The organism is Pseudomonas sp. SORT22 (assembly GCF_018417635.1).
Classification (GTDB): domain Bacteria; phylum Pseudomonadota; class Gammaproteobacteria; order Pseudomonadales; family Pseudomonadaceae; genus Aquipseudomonas.
Window position 1 is genome coordinate 1,178,848 of the sequence record NZ_CP071007.1, and the last position, 19,216, is coordinate 1,198,063.

Below are 19,216 nucleotides of genomic sequence, written 5' to 3' on the forward strand. Positions count from 1 at the left end.
GCCCATGCAAGGCGCGATGTTACGTCATCAGCAACCCGCCCCCGGCCGTAACAAGCCGGTGCCGCGTGGTGCCAGCCGGATGGTGGCCAAGGAGCCACTGTCGGCGCGCCTTCCCAAGGCCAACTTCAGCGTGTTCAAGCGCCTGCTGTGGCCGGTGCTGCTGGTCGTCGCAGGTTTTGGCGCCTACGAAGGTGCCCAGCGCCTGATGCCGTACGCCGATCGGCCGATTACCAAGATCGCCGTACAGGGCGACCTCAGCTACATCAGCCAGCAGGCGGTGCAGCAGCGGATCGCCCCCTACGTAGCGGCGAGCTTCTTCACCGTCGACCTGGCGAGCATGCGCGCGGAACTGGAGCAGATGCCCTGGATCGCCCACGCCGAAGTGCGCCGGGTGTGGCCGGATGAAGTGGTGATCCGCCTGGAAGAACAGTTGCCGGTCGCGCGCTGGGGTGACGAAGCCTTGCTCAATAACCAGGGCCAGGCCTTTACCCCGCGTGAACTGGCCAACTACGAGCACCTGCCGCAGCTGTTCGGGCCGCAGCGGGCGCAGCAAAAAGTAATGCAGCAATATCAGGTCCTGAGCCAGATGTTGCGGCCGATGGGCTTTTCGATTGCCCGGCTGGAGTTGCGCGAGCGCGGCAGCTGGTTCCTGACCACCGGTGCCGGTAGCGCCGGGCCAGGTATCGAACTGCTGCTGGGACGCGATCATCTGGTGGAAAAGATGCGCCGCTTCATTGCCATTTACGACAAGACACTCAAAGAACAGATCACGAACATCGCCCGCATCGATCTGCGTTATGCCAATGGCCTGGCTGTTGGCTGGCGGGAACCGAATGCACCGACGACGGCCCAACCCGCCGTTGCGAAGAATTAGAGAGAGGCAGGACCCATGGCAAATGCGCATAGCGGCAAAATGATCGTCGGGCTGGATATCGGCACCTCCAAGGTCGTGGCACTGGTGGGCGAAGTCGCCGCCGACGGCACCCTGGAAATCGTCGGTATCGGCACCCACCCATCGCGCGGGCTGAAGAAGGGCGTGGTGGTCAATATCGAGTCCACCGTGCAGTCGATCCAGCGTGCGGTCGAAGAGGCCCAGCTGATGGCTGGCTGCCGGATCCACTCGGCGTTCGTCGGTGTTGCCGGCAATCACATCCGCAGCCTGAACTCCCACGGCATCGTCGCCATCCGCGACCGTGAAGTCAGCGCCGCCGACCTTGAGCGCGTGCTCGACGCCGCCCAGGCCGTGGCCATTCCGGCCGACCAGCGGGTCCTGCACACCCTGCCGCAGGACTACGTGATCGACAACCAGGAAGGCGTGCGCGAGCCACTGGGGATGTCCGGCGTGCGTCTGGAAGCCAAGGTCCACGTGGTCACCTGCGCCGTCAATGCCGCGCAGAACATCGAAAAGTGCGTGCGTCGCTGCGGCCTGGAAATCGACGACATCATCCTCGAGCAACTGGCCTCGGCTTACTCGGTGCTGACCGATGACGAGAAAGAGCTCGGCGTGTGCCTGGTCGACATCGGTGGCGGCACCACCGACATCGCCATCTTCACTGAAGGCGCAATCCGTCACACCGCGGTGATCCCGATTGCCGGCGACCAGGTGACCAACGACATCGCCATGGCCCTGCGTACCCCGACCCAATACGCCGAAGAGATCAAGATCCGTTACGCCTGCGCCCTGGCCAAGCTGGCCGGCGCCGGTGAAACCATCAAGGTGCCGAGCGTCGGCGACCGTCCGCCGCGCGAACTGTCGCGCCAGGCCCTGGCCGAAGTGGTCGAGCCGCGTTACGACGAGCTCTTCACCCTGATCCAGGCCGAACTGCGTCGCAGCGGCTACGAAGACCTGGTACCGGCGGGCATCGTCCTGACCGGCGGTACCTCGAAAATGGAAGGCGCGGTAGAACTTGCCGAGGAAATCTTCCACATGCCGGTACGCCTGGGCGTGCCGCACAGTGTTCGCGGCCTTAGCGATGTGGTGCGCAACCCGATTTATTCCACCGGTGTGGGCCTTTTGACCTACGGCCTGCAGAAGCAGTCCGACGGCTTGACCCTGACCGGTATCAGCAGCAGCAACAACGGCTATGGCGATGAACCGAAGGCTCCAGCGTTCGAACGCTTCAAACGCTGGGTCCAGGGCAACTTTTAAAGTTTCAAAGCAGTAGTAGTAGGCGCAAAAACTAGAGAACTGTAAGGAGAGGGAAAATGTTCGAGCTCGTAGACAACGTCCCGCAAAGTCCGGTCATCAAAGTGATCGGCGTCGGTGGCGGCGGTGGCAACGCCGTCAATCACATGGTCAAGAGCAACATCGAAGGCGTCGAATTCATCTGCGCCAACACCGATGCTCAAGCGCTGAAAAACATCGGCGCGCGCACCATCCTGCAACTGGGTACCGGCGTGACCAAGGGCCTGGGTGCCGGTGCCAATCCGGAAGTCGGCCGCCAGGCCGCGCTGGAAGACCGTGAGCGCATCGCTGAAGTGCTGCAAGGCACCAACATGGTGTTCATCACCACCGGCATGGGCGGCGGTACCGGTACCGGTGCGGCGCCAATCATCGCCGAAGTGGCCAAGGAACTGGGCATCCTCACCGTTGCCGTGGTGACCCGGCCGTTCCCGTTCGAAGGCCGCAAGCGCATGCAGATTGCCGACGAGGGCATCCGTGCACTGGCTGACAGCGTCGACTCGCTGATCACCATCCCCAACGAGAAGCTGCTGACCATCCTCGGCAAGGACGCCAGCCTGCTGTCGGCGTTTGCCAAGGCTGACGACGTACTGGCCGGTGCCGTTCGCGGTATCTCCGACATCATCAAGCGCCCGGGCATGATCAACGTCGACTTCGCCGACGTGCGTACCGTGATGAGCGAGATGGGCATGGCCATGATGGGTACCGGCTGTGCCAGCGGTCCTAACCGTGCACGTGAAGCGACCGAGGCAGCCATCCGCAACCCGCTGCTCGAAGACGTCAACCTGCAGGGCGCTCGCGGCATCCTGGTGAACATCACCGCAGGTCCTGACCTGTCGCTGGGTGAGTACTCGGACGTCGGTAGCATCATCGAGGCCTTCGCATCCGATCACGCCATGGTCAAGGTCGGTACCGTTATCGATCCGGACATGCGCGACGAGCTGCACGTTACCGTGGTTGCCACTGGCCTGGGTGCGAAAATCGAGAAGCCGGTCAAGGTTATCGACAACACCATGCAGACCGCTGCGGCGCAGACCCCGGCTCCGGCCCCTGTACGCAACGAGTCGTCGGTTAACTACCGTGACCTGGAGCGTCCGACCGTGATGCGCAACCAGGCCCACGCCGGTGCTGCGGCTGCTGCAAAACTTAATCCGCAAGACGATCTGGACTACCTGGACATCCCGGCATTCCTGCGTCGTCAGGCCGATTAATGAAATTTATCAGGGGTATAAGGGTGATTGGTGTTCAGCAAAGGCCGGGTCTGGTATTATCCTCAGCCTTTGTTGATACCAGTTCGCAATTTGCGCTGAAGCGGCCAATGCCATGATTAAACAACGCACCCTGAAGAATATTATCCGTGCCACAGGTGTCGGCCTGCACTCCGGGGAAAAGGTTTACCTGACCCTCAAACCTGCACCTGTGGATACCGGCATCGTATTTCGCCGTGCCGACCTCGACCCCGTGGTGGAAATTCCCGCCCGCGCGGCCAACGTCGGCGAGACCACCATGTCGACGACACTGGTCAACGGCGATACCAAGGTAGACACGGTTGAGCACTTGCTCTCGGCCATGGCTGGCCTGGGCATCGATAACGCCTACGTCGAGCTCTCCGCGTCCGAAGTGCCGATCATGGACGGTAGCGCTGGGCCCTTTGTATTCCTGATTCAATCTGCCGGCCTGGAAGAACAGGACGCAGCCAAGAAGTTCATCCGCATCCTGCGCGAAGTGACAGTGGAAGACGGCGACAAGCGCGCTACTTTCCTGCCATTCGACGGGTTCAAGGTGAGTTTCGAGATCGATTTCGATCACCCGGTGTTCCGCAACCGGACCCAAAGCGCCAGCGTGGACTTTTCCAGCACCTCGTTTGTGAAGGAAGTCAGCCGCGCCCGTACCTTCGGGTTCATGAGTGACATCGAGTACCTGCGCAAGCACAACCTCGCACTCGGTGGCAGTGTGGAAAACGCCATCGTGGTCGACAAGGACGGCGTGCTCAACGAAGACGGTCTTCGCTACGAAGACGAATTCGTCAAGCACAAGATCCTCGACGCCATCGGCGACCTCTACCTGCTGGGCAACAGCCTGATCGGCGAGTTCAAGGGCTACAAGTCCGGACACGCGCTGAACAACCAGCTGCTGCGCAAGCTGATCGAGGAAACAGACGCCTGGGAAGTGGTGACTTTCGAAGATGCCAGCACGGCACCGATCTCTTACATGCGTCCGGTTGCGGCAGTGTAAGTACGAACACTCTCTTCTTTAGTTTTTTTCGGCCACCTTCGGGTGGCCTTTTTTATGCCTGTTGCCCCTGTAGGAGCGGGCATGCCCCGCGATAGCAGGCGCATCGGGGGCAAGTCGAGTCATACCCTCAAGAGTCCGCCGCATCCTTATCCCGCGCATGGCTGGCCAACCGCTCCAGCGCCGCCCGCAGCTTCGGATCGCTGATGCCTTCAGCCGTCGCCTGAATACTTTCGGCCGCCCGGCTCGACAGGTCGGCGGTGTGCCCGGCCGCGCGGCTCTGGGTGGTCGGTGGCTGTACCTTGAACACAATCCGCGTCAGGCTGGCAAAGGCTTCCAGGGTCTGCAACTGGCGTTGCAGGCGTTTTTGCTGGTAACGCAGGCGGGTGGCCCAGTGGCCGTCGGTGACGATCAACAACAGCGTGCCCTCGCGCCAGGAAGCGAGGTGGCAATGTTCGCGGGCCGCCGGCTGCAGCTGGCTGTCGAGCAGCTTCTGCAGTTGCGCCAGGCGCTGGGCCTGGCTGAACAGGGCTTTGAGCGGCCGGGCTTCGCGCAGAAGGACAGCGGGAGCGCGGGCTGGCGAGGGGCGAAAAGCCATGAAGGGACACCTGAAGTTACAGAGCTGCCATCTTAGCAGATCGCCACAGGCAGGCCCTGTTTGCGCTGCGAGGGTAAAACTTCATGTTGCAATGGCTTGAAGTTGGCGAAAAAGGCCTTATTTTAACCATGCCCCGTCAAAGCGCTGTGCCAGCATCGTGGAAATCCGCCACTTTCCTCACCATCGTTTCCGGGTAGAATGCTCGTTCGCATGCGGCCATTAGGGCTGCACGGGCGACTTACGGGGCCGCCCTCCATCCCCACGTGTGGAAGATCCTGCCGATATGTTTGCGCCTTTGTTAAAAAAACTTTTTGGAAGCAAGAACGAGCGTGAAGTCAAACGCATGCTCAAGACGGTACAGATCGTCAATGCCTTCGAAGAGCAGATGGTGGCCCTCTCGGACGAGCAGCTGCGCGCCAAGACCGCAGCGTTCAAAGAGCGCCTGGCCAAAGGCGAGACCCTCGACCAGCTGTTGCCTGAAGCCTTCGCGGTCGCCCGTGAAGCGGGCAAGCGGGTCATGGGCATGCGTCACTTCGATGTGCAGCTGATCGGCGGCATGACCTTGCACGAAGGCATGATCGCAGAAATGCGTACCGGTGAAGGCAAGACCTTGGTCGCAACCCTGGGCGTGTACCTCAATGCCTTGTCGGGCAAAGGTGTGCACGTGGTCACGGTGAACGACTACCTGGCCCGCCGCGACGCCAACTGGATGCGTCCGCTGTACGAATTCCTCGGCCTGACCGTCGGTGTCGTCACACCGTTCCAGCCGCCGGAAGAGAAGCGCATTGCCTACGCCGCCGACATCACCTACGGCACCAACAACGAATTCGGTTTCGACTACCTGCGCGACAACATGGCCTTCAGCATGGAAGAGAAATTCCAGCGCGAGCTGAATTTCGCCGTGATCGACGAAGTCGACTCCATTCTCATCGATGAAGCCCGTACCCCGCTGATCATCTCCGGCCAGGCCGAAGACAGCTCCAAGCTGTACATCGAGATCAACAAGCTGATCCCGCGCCTCAAGCAGCACATCGAGGAAGTCGAGGGCCAGGTTACCCAGGAAGGCCACTACAGCATCGACGAGAAGAGCCGTCAGGTTGAACTCAACGAAGCCGGCCACCAGTTCATCGAAGAGATGCTCACCCAGGTCGGCCTGCTGGCCGAGGGCGAGAGCCTCTACTCGGCGCACAACCTGGGCCTGCTGACCCACGTCTACGCCGGCCTGCGCGCGCACAAGCTGTTCCATCGCAACATCGAGTACATCGTCCAGGACGGCCAGATCCTGCTGATCGACGAACACACCGGGCGTACCATGCCGGGCCGTCGTCTGTCCGAAGGCCTGCACCAGGCGATCGAAGCGAAAGAGAACCTGAACATTCAGGCCGAGAGCCAGACCCTGGCCTCGACCACCTTCCAGAACTACTTCCGCCTGTACAACAAACTGTCGGGCATGACCGGTACCGCCGACACCGAAGCGTTCGAGTTCCAGTCGATCTACGGCCTCAACGTGATGGTGATCCCGCCGAACAAGCCGTTGGCCCGTAAGGACTTCAACGACCTGGTGTACCTGACCGCCGACGAGAAGTACCAGGCGATCATCGCCGACATCAAGGAAAGCATGACCCAGGGCCGTCCGGTCCTGGTGGGCACCGCGACCATCGAAACCTCCGAGCACATGTCCAACCTGCTGCAGAAGGAAGGCATCGATCACAAGGTCCTGAACGCCAAGTACCACGAAAAAGAAGCCGAGATCATTGCCCAGGCCGGTCGCCCGGGTGCGCTGACCATCGCCACCAACATGGCCGGTCGCGGTACCGACATCCTCCTGGGCGGTAACTGGGAAGTCGAAGTCGCCGCCATGGACAGCCCGACCGCCGAGCAGGTCGCGCAGATCAAGGCCGACTGGCAGAAGCGTCACCAGCAGGTGATCGAGTCCGGTGGCCTGCACGTGATTGCTTCCGAGCGTCACGAATCGCGCCGTATCGACAACCAGCTGCGTGGCCGTTCCGGTCGTCAGGGCGACCCGGGTTCGAGCCGTTTCTACCTGTCGCTGGAAGACAGCCTGATGCGTATCTTCGCCTCTGACCGGGTGAAGAACTTCATGAAGGCCCTGGGCATGCAGTCCGGTGAAGCCATCGAACACCGCATGGTCACCAACGCCATCGAAAAAGCCCAGCGCAAGGTCGAAGGCCGCAACTTCGACATTCGCAAGCAGTTGCTCGAATTCGACGACGTCGCCAACGAACAGCGTAAAGTCATCTACCACATGCGTAACAGCCTGCTGGCAGCCGACAACATTGGCGACACCATCGCCGACTTCCGCCAGGAAGTGCTCGACGTCACCGTCGCCCAGCACATTCCGCCGCAATCGCTGCCCGAGCAGTGGGACGTGGCCGGCCTGGAAGCGGCCCTGGCCAGCGATTTCGGGGTCAAGCTGCCGATTCAGCAATGGCTCGACGAAGACGACCACCTGTACGAAGAAACCCTGCGTGCCAAGCTCATGACCGAGCTGCTGGCGGCCTACAACGAGAAGGAAGAGCAGGCCAGCGCCGAAGCCCTGCGTACCTTCGAGAAGCAGATCCTGCTGCGTGTGCTCGACGACCTGTGGAAAGACCACCTGTCGACCATGGACCATCTGCGCCACGGTATCCACCTGCGCGGCTATGCGCAGAAGAACCCGAAGCAGGAGTACAAGCGCGAGTCGTTCAACCTGTTCCAGGAGCTGCTCGATTCGATCAAGCGCGACACCATCCGCGTGCTCTCGCACGTTCAGGTGCGCCGCGAAGATCCGGTCGAGGAAGAGGCCCGTCTGCGCCGCGAAGCCGAAGAGCTGGCTGCGCGCATGCAGTTCCAGCACGCCGAGGCCCCGGGCCTTGAAGCTGAACCGCAGGAAGACGGTGCTGACGTTGCCGTGGCCGCCGCGCCTGTGCGCAACGAGCAGAAGCTGGGCCGCAACGAGCCATGCTGGTGCGGTTCGGGCAAGAAGTTCAAGCAGTGCCACGGCAAGATCGACTGATCATCACGCCGTAGTACCTCGCTGACATCTGAACACCGCGCCGCGACTGGTCCTGACCGTCGCGGCGTTGTTCCATCTCAAGCGCCGGTAATCTCGTCCCGGTGCCTTTTTTCTAGGAGCGCTTTCATGGCTGTTGGTCTTGGTCCTTTGCCAACGTTGCACCCGGTTCCAGGTTTCGAACTCGGCATCGCCTCTGCGGGCATCAAGCGCCCCGGGCGCAAGGACGTGGTGGTAATGCGCTGCGCCGAAGGCTCCAGCGTCGCCGGCGTGTTTACCCTGAACGCCTTTTGCGCCGCCCCGGTGATCCTCGCCAAACAGCGCGTACAGGGTACCGTGCGCTACCTGCTGACCAACACCGGCAACGCCAACGCCGGCACCGGCGCGCCAGGCCTGGCTGCGGCCGAGCGCACCTGCGCCAAGCTGGCCGAGCTGACTGGCGTCGACGCCAGTGCCGTGCTGCCATTCTCCACCGGCGTGATCGGCGAGCCGCTGCCGGTCGAGAAGATCGAAGGCGCCCTGCAGGCAGCCATCGATGACTTGTCGGAAAACAACTGGGCCGCTGCCGCCACCGGCATCATGACCACCGACACCCTGCCTAAAGGCGCCAGCCGCCAGTTCCAGCATGACGGCGTGACCATCACCGTCACCGGCATCAGCAAAGGCGCGGGCATGATCCGCCCGAACATGGCGACCATGCTCGGTTACATCGCCACCGACGCCAAGGTGGCCCCGGCGGTGCTCAAGGACCTGATCCTCGACGGCGCCAACAAGTCGTTCAACCGAATTACCATCGACGGCGATACCTCCACCAACGACTGCTGCATGCTGATTGCCACCGGCAAGGCCGATGTCGCCGAAGTCAGCGAAGCCAGTGGCCCGCTGTTCGAAGCGCTGAAAAAAGCCGTGTTCGAAGTGTGCATGGAAGTCGCCCAGGCCATCGTCCGCGACGGCGAAGGTGCGACCAAATTCGTCACTGTTGAAGTCAACGGCGGCGGCAACCATCAGGAGTGCCTGGACGTCGGCTATGCCGTGGCTCACTCGCCGCTGATCAAGACCGCACTGTTCGCCTCCGACCCGAACTGGGGCCGGATCCTCGCCGCGGTCGGCCGGGCCGGTGTACCGGACCTGGACGTCAGCCTGATCGACGTCTACCTGGGTGATGTGTGCATCGCCAGCCAGGGCGGGCGCAGCGCCAGCTACACCGAAGCCCAGGGCTCGGCAGTCATGGCCCGTGAAGAAATCACCATCCGTATCGAGCTGGGCCGTGGCCAGTGCAGCGAAACCATCTGGACCACCGACCTGTCCCACGAGTACGTGAAAATCAACGCTGAATACCGTACTTAACCTCATCGCCGGGCAAGCCCGCTCCTACCAAACCTGTAGGAGCGGGCTTGACCCGCGAAAAGCCCCTGATGGAGCCGAACCATGAGCTACCACCTGATCATCGGCGACAAGCTGTACTCCTCCTGGTCGCTGCGCGCCGCCCTGGCCCTTGAGCTGGCCGGTGCTACTTACGATGAAACCCTGATCAAGCTCAACCAGCCTGACACCCGCCAGCGCCTGCTCGAGCATTCGCCCACTGCCAAGGTACCGCTGCTCAAAAGCGAGCACGGGGTGATTGCCGACTCCCTGGCGATTGCCGAATACCTGGCCGAGCGTCACCCGCAAGCCAACCTCTGGCCTACCGACGTCGCTGCCCGTGCCCAGGCCCGTTCGGCTTGCGCACAGATGCACAGCGGCTTCTTCGCCCTGCGTGGCAACATGCCGTTCGACCTGTCTCGCGATCAAGCGCTGGAAAGCATGCCGCTGGACGTGCAGGTCGATATCGACCGCATCGTCGCGCTGTGGTCCGAATGCCGCCTGGCAGCCAAAGAGGCTGGCCCTTACCTGTTCGGCAGCCTGAGCCTGGCCGACGCCTTCTTTGCCCCGATCGCCGTGCGCCTGCGCACCTACCGGGTCGAAGTGCCGGCAGATGCGGCGGCCTATATCGAGACCATCTACCAGTGGCCAGCCTTCCAGGCCTGGCAACAAGCTGGCCTGGCGGAGCGTGAAGGGTGAAACGTGTGCATGTAGCCGCCGCGGTCATCCGCGGCACCGACGGACGCATCCTGATTGCCCGCCGCGCTGACAGCCAGCACCAGGGCGGCCTGTGGGAATTTCCCGGTGGCAAGGTCGAAGACGGCGAAGCGGTCGAAGTGGCCCTGGCTCGTGAGCTTCATGAAGAGCTGGGCATCGTTGTCACTGCGGCGCGGCCGCTGATCAAGGTCAAGCACGATTACCCGGACAAACAGGTACTGCTGGATGTCTGGGACGTTAACGGCTTTAGCGGCGAACCCCATGGCGCCGAAGGCCAGCCGCTGGCCTGGGTGACTGCGCGGGAGTTGCCGGACTACGACTTCCCTGAAGCCAACCAGCCAATCGTTGCCGCCGCGCGTTTGCCGGGGCAATACCTGATTACTCCCGAGGGGCTGGAAGTCCCGCAGATGTTGCGAGGCATCCAGAAGGCCATTGCCGACGGAATCAAGCTGGTACAACTACGTGCGCCGAACATGTACGACCCCAAATACCGCGATGTCGCGGTAGATGCGGTCGGTCTGTGCGCGGGCAAGGCGCAGTTGATGCTCAAGGGCCCGCTGGAATGGCTGGGCGACTTCCCGGCGGCCGGTTGGCACCTGACCTCTGAGCAGCTGCGCAAGTACGCCAGCAAAGGCCGGCCGTTCCCCAGGCAGCGCTGGCTGGCGGCGTCGTGTCATAACGCTGAAGAACTGGCACTGGCCGAGCAGATGGGCGTGGATTTCGTCACCCTGTCACCGGTGCAGGCGACCCAGACCCATCCGGATGCCGTGCCATTGGGCTGGGAGCAGGCGCAGCAACTGATCGAAGGCTTCAGCAAGCCTGTATATCTGCTTGGTGGCGTGGGCGCTGCCGAGCAGGAAAAGGCCTGGCAGCATGGCGCTCAGGGTGTGGCGGGGATCCGCGCGTTCTGGCCTGAGCTCTGAATTGATCGCGGGGCAAGTCCGCTCCTACAGGATCGCCACCTGTAGGAGCGGGCTTGACCCGCGATGAGGCCCTCAGGGTTTGGCCGCAGCCTGCCACAACACCTCGGCCACTCCCTGACGCCGTGCTATCAAGCGTGCCGCGACAAACAGCAAATCCGACAACCGATTGATATACGCCAGGCCCACCCCGGCCAGCGGCTCGATGCTGTTCAACTGCTGGCAGCGCCGCTCGGCACTGCGGGCCAGGCTGCGGCACACGTGGGCCTGGGCGATCAGCGCCGAACCACTGGGCAGAATGAAGTTCTCCAGCGGCCCCAGCTCTTCGTTCCAGCGGTCGATCGCCGCCTCCAGGCGCTCCACTTCAGCGCTGTTCAGTGCTTGATACGCCGGCATCGCCAGTTCCCCGCCCAGATCGAACAGCCGGTGCTGACAAGGTGCGAGTACCTCAGTGAGCTCATCCAGCCGCTGTTCGGCCAACCCGGCCAGTAACAGGCCCAACTGGCTGTTGAGGCTGTCGACCTCGCCAATCGCTTCGATTCGCGGATGGTCCTTTGGCACGCGGCGGCCATCGCCCAGCCCGGTTTCACCTTTGTCGCCGGTGCGGGTGTAAATCTTCGACAAACGAAAACCCATGCTCAAGACTCCGTTTTGCTTGGGGCAAGCGGCAGGCGCAAGGTGAAGCAAGTACCCTGGCCCGGTGCCGATTGCACTTCCATCTGCCCCTTGTGATTGTTGGTGATGATGAAATACGACACCGACAGGCCCAGGCCCGTGCCCTGGCCGATTTCCTTGGTGGTGAAGAACGGCTCGAAGGTGCGTTTGCGCACCGCTTCGGGCATGCCGATGCCGTTGTCCTCGACCTGGATCTCCGCCCACGGCGGGTTGAGCCGGGTGCGCAGGGTGATGCGCCCGGGCTCACTGTCGTCGTGGCGCAGGTGAATGGCCTGGGCGGCGTTTTTCAGCAGGTTGAGCAACACCTGTTCCAGTTCGTTGGCGGTGCACGGCACCGGGCCCAGGTTGGGGTCGAACTGGCGGACGATGGCCTGGCCCTTGAAGTCGAAGCCGATGGTCAGGTCAAAGTCGTTGCCGGCAATTTCCACCGCCTGGTCGATCAGCGCTGGCAAATCGCAAGGCGCCAACTGGCGGTTGCTGCGCCGGCTGAAGCTGAGCATGTGGGTCACTATTTTTGCCGCGCGGGCGCCGGCCTGCTGGATGCCGTCGAGCAACTGCGGCACTTCGCGGCTTTGCAGGTAGCGGTTGACGGTCGGCAGGTCGATGCCGATCTCGTCGGCCTGTTCGAGGTTCCTGGCAAGGTCCGGCGATAGCCGCCGGCGAATGTTCTGCACGTTGTGCAGGATGGCGCCCAGCGGGTTGTTGATCTCGTGGGCCATGCCCGCCGCCAGGCCGCCGACCGAGAGCATCTTCTCCGACTGCACCATCATCTCTTCCAGCGACAGGCGCTGGGTGATGTCGTCGATGCGGATCACCACGCCGCGGCCGCCACCGCCCATCAGCGGGTAAAAGGTCAGGGCATAGTGGCGGGCGTCGTCGTCCTTGGTCCAGGTTACCCGCTCGATCTTCGCCACCCGGTGCTTCTCGACGCTCTCCTTGAGCTGCGGCAAAAACGGCTTGAGGGGTTCGAAGGCAAGGAAGATCGGCTGGTTCAGCGCTTCGTCTAGCGGCGTTCCAGAGAGCGCACTGGCTTCCTGGTTCCACTGGGTGACATAGAGCTGCTCATCGAGGGCGATCAGCGCCGAGGGCATGGAGTCGATGATGCTGTTGAGATAGTTCTGAAAACCGGTGAGTTTTTTCTCGATCTTGCTGCGCACCTGGACTTCCAGCTCCAGCTTGCGGTTGGTATGACGGGTTTCTTCGGCCAGGCCCTGGGCCTGGTCGTAGGCGTCCTGGAATTCGTCGCGGGTGCGCTTGAGCTGCTGCTCGCGGGCTTCGATGCGCGAGAGCATGGTGTTGAAGGCGTCGGCCAGGCTGCCGATCTCGTCATCGTTGCCGCGCTTGGCGCGCAGGGCGTAGTTTTCTTCGCGGGTGACCTGGCGCGAGAGTTCTTCAAGCTGGTAGATCGGCTGGGTGATCAGGCGTTTGATCTGCCGGGCGATGATCATCCACAGCAGGATGCTGAACACCAGGATGCCCAGGCTGGCGGTCAGGGTGCCGGTGTAGAAGGCCATCGGCAGCTCGCTGCTGGCCACCAGCAGCAGATGGCCGGGCGGGCCGCCCGCGCGCGGCAGGCTCACCAGTTGCGTGCTGCGAAATTCGGTCAGGCGCCAGTTGTCGATGTTGCGGTAGCGCTTGGGCAACGGCAGGGCTTCGCCGTGCTGCAATTGCGCAAGTATCTTGCCGTCGCTGCCGTACAGGGCGGCGGCGCGCAGCGGGGTGTAGCTGTCGAGTTCCTTGAGCAGGGCCTTGGCGGCCTCCGGCGAATCGCTGGCCTGTTGTGCCAGTTGCGGGTTGGACACCAGCCGGCCAATGGTCTGCAGGGCCTGCGGGGCCATGCTCTCCTGGGAAATCCAGTAGGCGGCGCTGATAAAAGTCAGGTTGGCCACCAGCAGGATAGTGATCAGCAGCACCAGCAGGGCGGCCAGCAACTTCTGGCCGACCGGCAGGTTCTCCAGGCGTTCGCGCAAAGTCATGTGAAAGGCGTAGTCCCGGTCTGTAGGTGAAGGGGCAGGGTAGCGCCGTGCTCAGTCGCTGGGCAATCCGCGCGTGTTCAGGTGTTCGACCAGGCGCCGGTACAGCCGTTCCAGGTGCGGCAGCTGCCGGCCGTGGCGGCTGGCGGTGCGGCAGGCATGGCCGAGCAGGTAGTGGATTTCGGTGCGCCGGCCGTGGCGAACATCCTGGTACATGGAAGAGTAGTTGGCCGCCGTGGCATGGATCACCCGTTCCACTTCATCGACCAGGCCCTCGGCCGCTTGCGGCTGGCCGCAGTATTGCAGCAGCTCGGCAAGTTCGGCGCACAGGGTCGCGACTTCGCACTGATGCGCCTGCAGGCCGCCATTGCGACAGTCATGCAGCACGGTCAGCGGGTTGATCGCACAATTGAGCGCCAGCTTGCGCCACAGGCGGGTGAGGATGTCCGGGGTCCACTGGTGGGGAATGCCGGCTTCGCTCAGGTCATCGAGCCAGTCCGGGGCGCCGGGGTTGGCCGGATCGCCCAGCCAGTTGAAGCCGTGCCCGGCGAAATTCACCTGCCAGTCCTGCTCGCGGAACGCGCCTTCGGTGCTCGAGGCGGACACGCAGCGGGCGTGGGGTACGCGGTTGGCCACCGCTTCCTGGCTGCCCAGACCGTTCTGCAGCAGGATCAGCTCGGCATCTTTAGCCAGGCGCGGCGCCAGTTGCGCCACCGCCTGTTCGGCGTCGTAGGCCTTGCAGGCCACCAGCAAGCGGTGGATCGGCGTGTGGTCGTCGGCCAGTTGTGCGGGGATCGCCTGTAACTGCGCCTTGCCCTGTTCAACCAGGGTCAGGCCGCCTGCGGCTTCATAGGCCTGCAGCCGCGCCTTGTCGCGCAGGATCAGCCGGACCGGTTTGCCGGCGCGGGCCAGCCGGCAGGCCCAGAGGCTGCCCAGACTGCCGGCGCCGAGAATATGCCAGGTGCTGCTCATCAGCGTTTCGCAACCGTTATAATGATCCGGTATTTTAACCGTCAAACCCTGCGCGCTCCATCGCGCTCTTTCAGCAGAGCCGCGAGGGTGCCTTTATTTTTTGGAGAAAAGGTATGCCGTCGTTCGACGTGGTATCGGAACTGGACAAGCACGAAGTCACCAACGCCGTGGAAAACGCGGTCAAGGACCTGGACCGTCGCTATGACCTCAAGGGCAAGGGCAGCTTCGAGTTCAAGGAAAAGGAACTGACCGTCAACCTGACCGCCGAGGCCGAGTTCCAGCTCGAAGCGATGATCGAGATCCTCAAGCTGGCCCTGGTCAAGCGCAAGATCGACGTGCAGTGCCTGGAAGTGAAGGACGCCTTCGCTTCGGGCAAGGTCATGAAGCAGGAAGCGGTGCTCAAAGAGGGTATCGATAAAGAACTGGCGAAGAAGATCGTCGCCCACATCAAGGACGCCAAGCTCAAGGTCCAGGCCGCCATCCAGGGCGAGCAGGTGCGCGTCACCGGCAAGAAGCGCGACGACCTGCAAGAAGCGATCGCCGCCCTGCGCGCCAAAGAGTTCGGCATGCCCCTGCAGTTCAACAATTTCCGCGACTGAAGTCGCGGAGCCCGGAACCTTGGCGCCTTTTTGGCGTCCGAGGGCCGAGGTGCCGCTGAAACGTTTGCGGCAGGTCTTTTTCAGCTCTTTGCCGCTCGGCATCAGGAGAACATACGATGGATTTCAACGCTGAGGTCGACCAGTTGGTCAAGGCTTCGCAAACCTGGCTTCCGCTGATCATGGAATACGGCAGCCGCCTGTTGCTGGCGCTGCTGACCCTGGCCATCGGCTGGTGGCTGATCAACAAAGTCACTTTCCGCCTGGGCAAACTGCTGGCCCTGCGCAATGCCGACCAGGCCCTGCAAGGCTTCATCAGCAGCCTGGCCAACATCATCCTGAAGATCCTGCTGATTGTCAGCGTGGCTTCGATGATCGGCATCGAAACCACCTCCTTCGTCGCCGCCATCGGTGCCGCAGGCCTGGCCATCGGCCTGGCGCTGCAGGGCAGCCTGGCCAACTTCGCCGGTGGCGTATTGATTTTGCTGTTCCGCCCGTTCCGCATCGGTGACTGGATCGAAGCCCAGGGGGTTGCGGGTACCGTCGACAGCATCCAGATCTTCCACACCGTGCTGCGCACCGGCGACAACAAGACCGTGATCCTGCCTAATGGCAGCCTGTCCAACGGCATCATCACCAACACCAACCGCCAGCCGACGCGCAAGGTGGTGTTCGATGTGGGCGTGGACTACGACGCCGACCTGCAAAAGGCCCGCAACGTGCTGCTGGAACTGGCCCAGGACCCGCGGGTGCACCAGGACCCGGCGCCACAGGCAGTGATTTCGACCCTGGGCGACAGCTCGATTACGGTATCGTTGCGCATCTGGGTCAACACCGCCGACTACTGGGACGTGCTGTTCATGCTCAACGAGCATGCCCGTGACCGCCTCAAGGCCGAAGGCATCGACATTCCCTTTCCGCAGCGGGTGATCCGCGTGGTGCAGGAAGCGGCGGTGCAGTAACGACCGAGGCCATCGCGGGGCAAGCCCGCTCCTGCACAATGCTGCAGGAACGGGCTTGCCCCGCGATGCTTTCAGCAGTCATTACACTTGTTCACGTCTTCGCGCTACCTGCGCCCGGTGCTTTCTGGCATATAGGCTCGCTTACTTCTGTTTGCCTGGTCTTATCATGCTTACCCCCCTGATCAACATCACGCCGTTGCGGGCGTTTTGTTTCGCCATGACCCTGGCGCTGTTCGAACTGCTCACTTACCTCGCCAGTGACGTGGTAATGCCGGCGATGCCGGTGGTGGTCGGTGACCTGAACGCCAGCCCCGAATTCATTCCCCACGCGCTGAACCTCTACCTGCTTGGCGGCGTTGTCCTGCAATGGCTGATCGGCCCGCTGGCCGACCGTTACGGGCGGCGACCGCTGCTGCTGGGTGGCTGCGCGTTCTTCTGCCTGGCCTGCATCGCTACCTTCTGGGTGCAGGGCATCGAGTTGTTCAACCTGCTGCGCCTGCTGCAGGGCATCGGCCTGGGCTTTGTCGTGACCGTCAGCTACCCGGCGCTCAACGAGGCGTTCAGCGAGGCCGACGCGGTGCGGATGATGGCCTTGCTGGCCAATATTGCCTTGCTCTCGCCGCTGCTCGGGCCATTGGTCGGCACCCTGCTGCTGGAGTGGGTGTCCTGGCGCTGGCTGTTCGTGCTGTTCGGCGCGGCGGCGGTGCTGGCCTGGTTTGCCCTGTACCGGTTCATGCCGGAAACCCTTGGCGTCGAGCGCCGCGACGGCTCGCGCCTGGCGTTCCAGCCGATCCACTTGTTGCCGTTGCTGGCCGGCTACGGGCAACTATTGGCCAACCGCCGCTTTGTCGCCGGCAGTGCCGCCCTGGGCCTGGTCGGCTTGCCGCTGATCGGCTGGATCGGCCTGTCGCCGGTGCTGCTGATCCATGACGAGGGCCTGAGCACCCTGGATTACGCCCTGTGGCAATTGCCAGTGTTCGGCGGGTTGATCCTCGGCAACCTGATCATCAACCGCATCGCCGATCGCTACGCGCTGACTACCCTGGTACGGCGGGCGCTGTGGCCGTTTCTGATCGGTTTGCTGGGCATGATGCTGGGCACCTGGCTGCTGCCTTCGGTGCTGAGCCTGGTGGCCGGCCTGTCGGTGTACGCTCTGGGCCTGGGCATCGCCAACGCGGTGCTGTACCGCATGACGCTGTTTTCCAGCGAGCAGAGCAAGGGCCTGGTGTCGGCGATGCTGGGGATGATCACCATTGCCCTGCTGGGCCTTGGCGGGGCGTTGCTGGCGATGCTCGGTGCTGGCGCCAGCCTGGTGCACTTCGCCCTGGCGGCGGGCGCTGCAGGGATTCTTGCGCTATGGCCGCTGAGGGTCGTTCTGAGCGCTTCCAGCAACCTGCCAGAGGCTATCCCGGAGTAATCCCGGCGATAGCCTCAGCGCGGTTCAGGGGCGTTCTGCAACCTGGTGCTCGACCGGCTCTGGCTTGCCGCGCTCCTGACGCCATTGCAGGGCGATCAGGATCAGGGTCGGCACGCCAAGCAGGGCGGTGATCAGGAAGAAGTCGTGGTAGCCGAACTTCTCGACCATGACCCCTGAATAGCCGCCGATCAGCCGCGGCAACAGCAGCATGATCGAGCTGAGCAGGGCGTACTGGGTCGCCGAGAACTTCAGGTTGGTCAGGCTCGACAGGTAGGCGACAAACGCCGAGGTGGCCAGGCCCGAGCTGAAGTTGTCCAGCGAGATGGTGACGATCAGCATCTGCAGGTTGGCGCCCATGTCGGCGAGCATCAGGAACAGGATGTTGGTCGCCGCCGACGCCACGCCGCCGATGAACAGGATCGGCAAGATGCCGAAGCGCACAATCAGCAAGCCGCCGAAACCGGCACCCACCAGGGTCATGATCAGGCCGAAGATCTTGCTGACGCTGGCGATCTGGTCCTTGGTGAAGCCCTGGTCGATGTAGAACACGTTGGCCATTACGCCCATCACCGTGTCGGACATCCGGTAGGTGGCGATCAACCCGAGCAGCAGCAGGGCCTGCCAGCGATAGCGGGTGATGAAGTCGTTGACCGGCGTCAGCACCGGTGCCAGGCCGCGGCGGCCCATGGACGACAGGCACAGGGCGGTGAGGGTGATATAGAGGATTGCGCGCAGGAAGGCGCGGTCTTCGAGCAGCAAGTCGAGCAGGCTCACGCCTTCGAACAGCACGCTGGCGAAATCGGTGTTGTACAGCTGGGTGAAGGTAGCCGGTACCGACACCAGCAGGATGATCAGCACGAACACCGACACCAGCTGGTGGGCCAGGCCGTAGCGCGCCGCCGACAGCTGGGTGCGCAGTGGCACCGGCGGTTCGCGCATCAGCAGGGTGGTGATCAGCGCCGGCAGCATCATCACGCCGAACAGCACGTAGGTGCCGGTCCAGGCCTTGTGCAGGTAGCTGAAGCCGGTGGAGCCGAAGCCTTCGGCGAAGAACAAGGCACCGGCGGTAGCCAGCAGCGCGGCAACCCGGTAGCCGGCCATGTAGCTGGCGGCCAGCGCGGCCTGGCGCTGGTCATCGGCGATTTCCAGGCGGTAGGCGTCGACAGCAATGTCCTGGGTGGCCGAGGCAAAGGCCACCAGCACCGCCAGGGCAATCAGCCAGGACAGGTGCTTTTGCGGGTCGCAGAAGCCCATGCCGATCAGGCCGATAACCACCAGGATTTGCGACAGCACCAGCCAGGAGCGGCGGCGCCCGAGTTTGCCGAGCAACGGCAGGCGCCATTGGTCGAGCAGCGGCGACCACACCCATTTGAAGGCATAGGCCAGGCCGATCAGGCTGGCATAGCCGATGGTTTCACGGGCCACGCCGGCCTCGCGCAGCCATACCGACAGGGTCGAAAACACCAGCATGTAAGGCAGGCCGGCGGCAAAGCCGAGCAACAACAGCACCAGTGTCGACGGGCTGGCATAGGCAGCGAGCGCAGCGCGCCAGGTTTTACGGGGCATGGGCCAACATCTGCCTCAAGTTTACGAAAAC

At 62.9% G+C, this 19,216-nt stretch carries 16 protein-coding genes; 11 read left to right on the top strand and 5 right to left on the bottom strand.

Features of this window, described 5'->3' with window-relative positions:
- Positions 1-4: 4 nt before the first annotated feature.
- From JYG36_RS05620 to lpxC, 4 genes are all read left to right on the top strand, one after another.
- A complete protein-coding gene (locus tag JYG36_RS05620; protein ID WP_038998876.1) occupies positions 5-874 on the top strand; it encodes a cell division protein FtsQ/DivIB in 870 nt (289 codons plus the stop codon).
- 15 nt (positions 875-889) lie between these two features.
- Positions 890-2,149, top strand: coding sequence for a cell division protein FtsA (ftsA, locus tag JYG36_RS05625; protein WP_010220793.1), 1,260 nt, complete (start codon positions 890-892; stop codon positions 2,147-2,149).
- Between the two features lie 56 nt (positions 2,150-2,205).
- Positions 2,206-3,393 carry a cell division protein FtsZ gene (ftsZ, locus tag JYG36_RS05630; protein WP_045197340.1) on the top strand — a complete coding sequence of 396 codons (1,188 nt, stop codon included), beginning with the start codon at positions 2,206-2,208 and terminating at the stop codon, positions 3,391-3,393.
- Positions 3,394-3,505: 112 nt separating this feature from the next.
- A complete protein-coding gene (gene lpxC / locus JYG36_RS05635) occupies positions 3,506-4,417 on the top strand; it encodes a UDP-3-O-acyl-N-acetylglucosamine deacetylase (protein ID WP_028943297.1) in 912 nt (303 codons plus the stop codon).
- 127 nt (positions 4,418-4,544) lie between these two features.
- On the opposite strand, the gene JYG36_RS05640 is transcribed toward lpxC, so the two are convergent.
- Positions 4,545-5,012, bottom strand: coding sequence for a DUF721 domain-containing protein (locus JYG36_RS05640; protein WP_093379832.1), 468 nt, complete (start codon positions 5,010-5,012; stop codon positions 4,545-4,547).
- Positions 5,013-5,295: 283 nt separating this feature from the next.
- Between JYG36_RS05640 and secA the strand changes: the two genes are divergently transcribed.
- The 4 genes from secA (at position 5,296) to JYG36_RS05660 (ending at position 11,027) form a co-directional block, all read left to right on the top strand.
- Positions 5,296-8,028: a preprotein translocase subunit SecA gene (gene secA, locus JYG36_RS05645; RefSeq protein WP_045197346.1), complete on the top strand. Its 2,733-nt coding sequence runs from the start codon at positions 5,296-5,298 to the stop codon at positions 8,026-8,028.
- A 126-nt stretch (positions 8,029-8,154) separates the two neighbouring features.
- Positions 8,155-9,372: a bifunctional glutamate N-acetyltransferase/amino-acid acetyltransferase ArgJ gene (gene argJ / locus JYG36_RS05650; RefSeq protein ID WP_045197349.1), complete on the top strand. Its 1,218-nt coding sequence runs from the start codon at positions 8,155-8,157 to the stop codon at positions 9,370-9,372.
- An 81-nt stretch (positions 9,373-9,453) separates the two neighbouring features.
- Positions 9,454-10,086, top strand: a complete 633-nt coding sequence (locus tag JYG36_RS05655) for a glutathione S-transferase (protein WP_093379836.1) — start codon at positions 9,454-9,456, stop codon at positions 10,084-10,086.
- Positions 10,083-11,027 (top strand): Nudix family hydrolase, encoded by a 945-nt coding sequence (locus JYG36_RS05660; protein WP_195884958.1) that lies wholly within the window; start codon positions 10,083-10,085, stop codon positions 11,025-11,027. Before JYG36_RS05655 ends, JYG36_RS05660 begins: the two co-directional genes overlap by 4 nt.
- Before the next feature lie 72 nt (positions 11,028-11,099).
- Here the strand turns inward: JYG36_RS05660 and JYG36_RS05665 are convergent, their stop codons facing one another.
- The 3 genes from JYG36_RS05665 to JYG36_RS05675 are packed head-to-tail and all read right to left on the bottom strand — an operon-like array spanning position 11,100 to position 14,644.
- Entirely contained in the window at positions 11,100-11,660 is a 561-nt protein-coding gene (locus JYG36_RS05665) for a cob(I)yrinic acid a,c-diamide adenosyltransferase (protein ID WP_093379841.1), read from the bottom strand.
- Positions 11,661-11,662: 2 nt separating this feature from the next.
- Positions 11,663-13,675 carry a sensor histidine kinase gene (locus JYG36_RS05670; RefSeq protein ID WP_213603336.1) on the bottom strand — a complete coding sequence of 671 codons (2,013 nt, stop codon included), beginning with the start codon at positions 13,673-13,675 and terminating at the stop codon, positions 11,663-11,665.
- Between the two features lie 51 nt (positions 13,676-13,726).
- Positions 13,727-14,644: a putative 2-dehydropantoate 2-reductase gene (locus JYG36_RS05675; protein ID WP_213603338.1), complete on the bottom strand. Its 918-nt coding sequence runs from the start codon at positions 14,642-14,644 to the stop codon at positions 13,727-13,729.
- A gap of 113 nt (positions 14,645-14,757) precedes the next feature.
- Between JYG36_RS05675 and JYG36_RS05680 the strand changes: the two genes are divergently transcribed.
- From JYG36_RS05680 to JYG36_RS05690, 3 genes are all read left to right on the top strand, one after another.
- Positions 14,758-15,243, top strand: a complete 486-nt coding sequence (locus JYG36_RS05680) for a YajQ family cyclic di-GMP-binding protein (RefSeq protein WP_045197363.1) — start codon at positions 14,758-14,760, stop codon at positions 15,241-15,243.
- A gap of 116 nt (positions 15,244-15,359) precedes the next feature.
- Positions 15,360-16,202: a mechanosensitive ion channel family protein gene (locus tag JYG36_RS05685; RefSeq protein WP_045197365.1), complete on the top strand. Its 843-nt coding sequence runs from the start codon at positions 15,360-15,362 to the stop codon at positions 16,200-16,202.
- 166 nt (positions 16,203-16,368) lie between these two features.
- Positions 16,369-17,619, top strand: coding sequence for an MFS transporter (locus JYG36_RS05690; protein WP_213603340.1), 1,251 nt, complete (start codon positions 16,369-16,371; stop codon positions 17,617-17,619).
- Positions 17,620-17,643: 24 nt separating this feature from the next.
- On the opposite strand, the gene JYG36_RS05695 is transcribed toward JYG36_RS05690, so the two are convergent.
- Positions 17,644-19,185, bottom strand: coding sequence for an AmpG family muropeptide MFS transporter (locus tag JYG36_RS05695; protein WP_045197368.1), 1,542 nt, complete (start codon positions 19,183-19,185; stop codon positions 17,644-17,646).
- Positions 19,186-19,216: the final 31 nt, after the last annotated feature.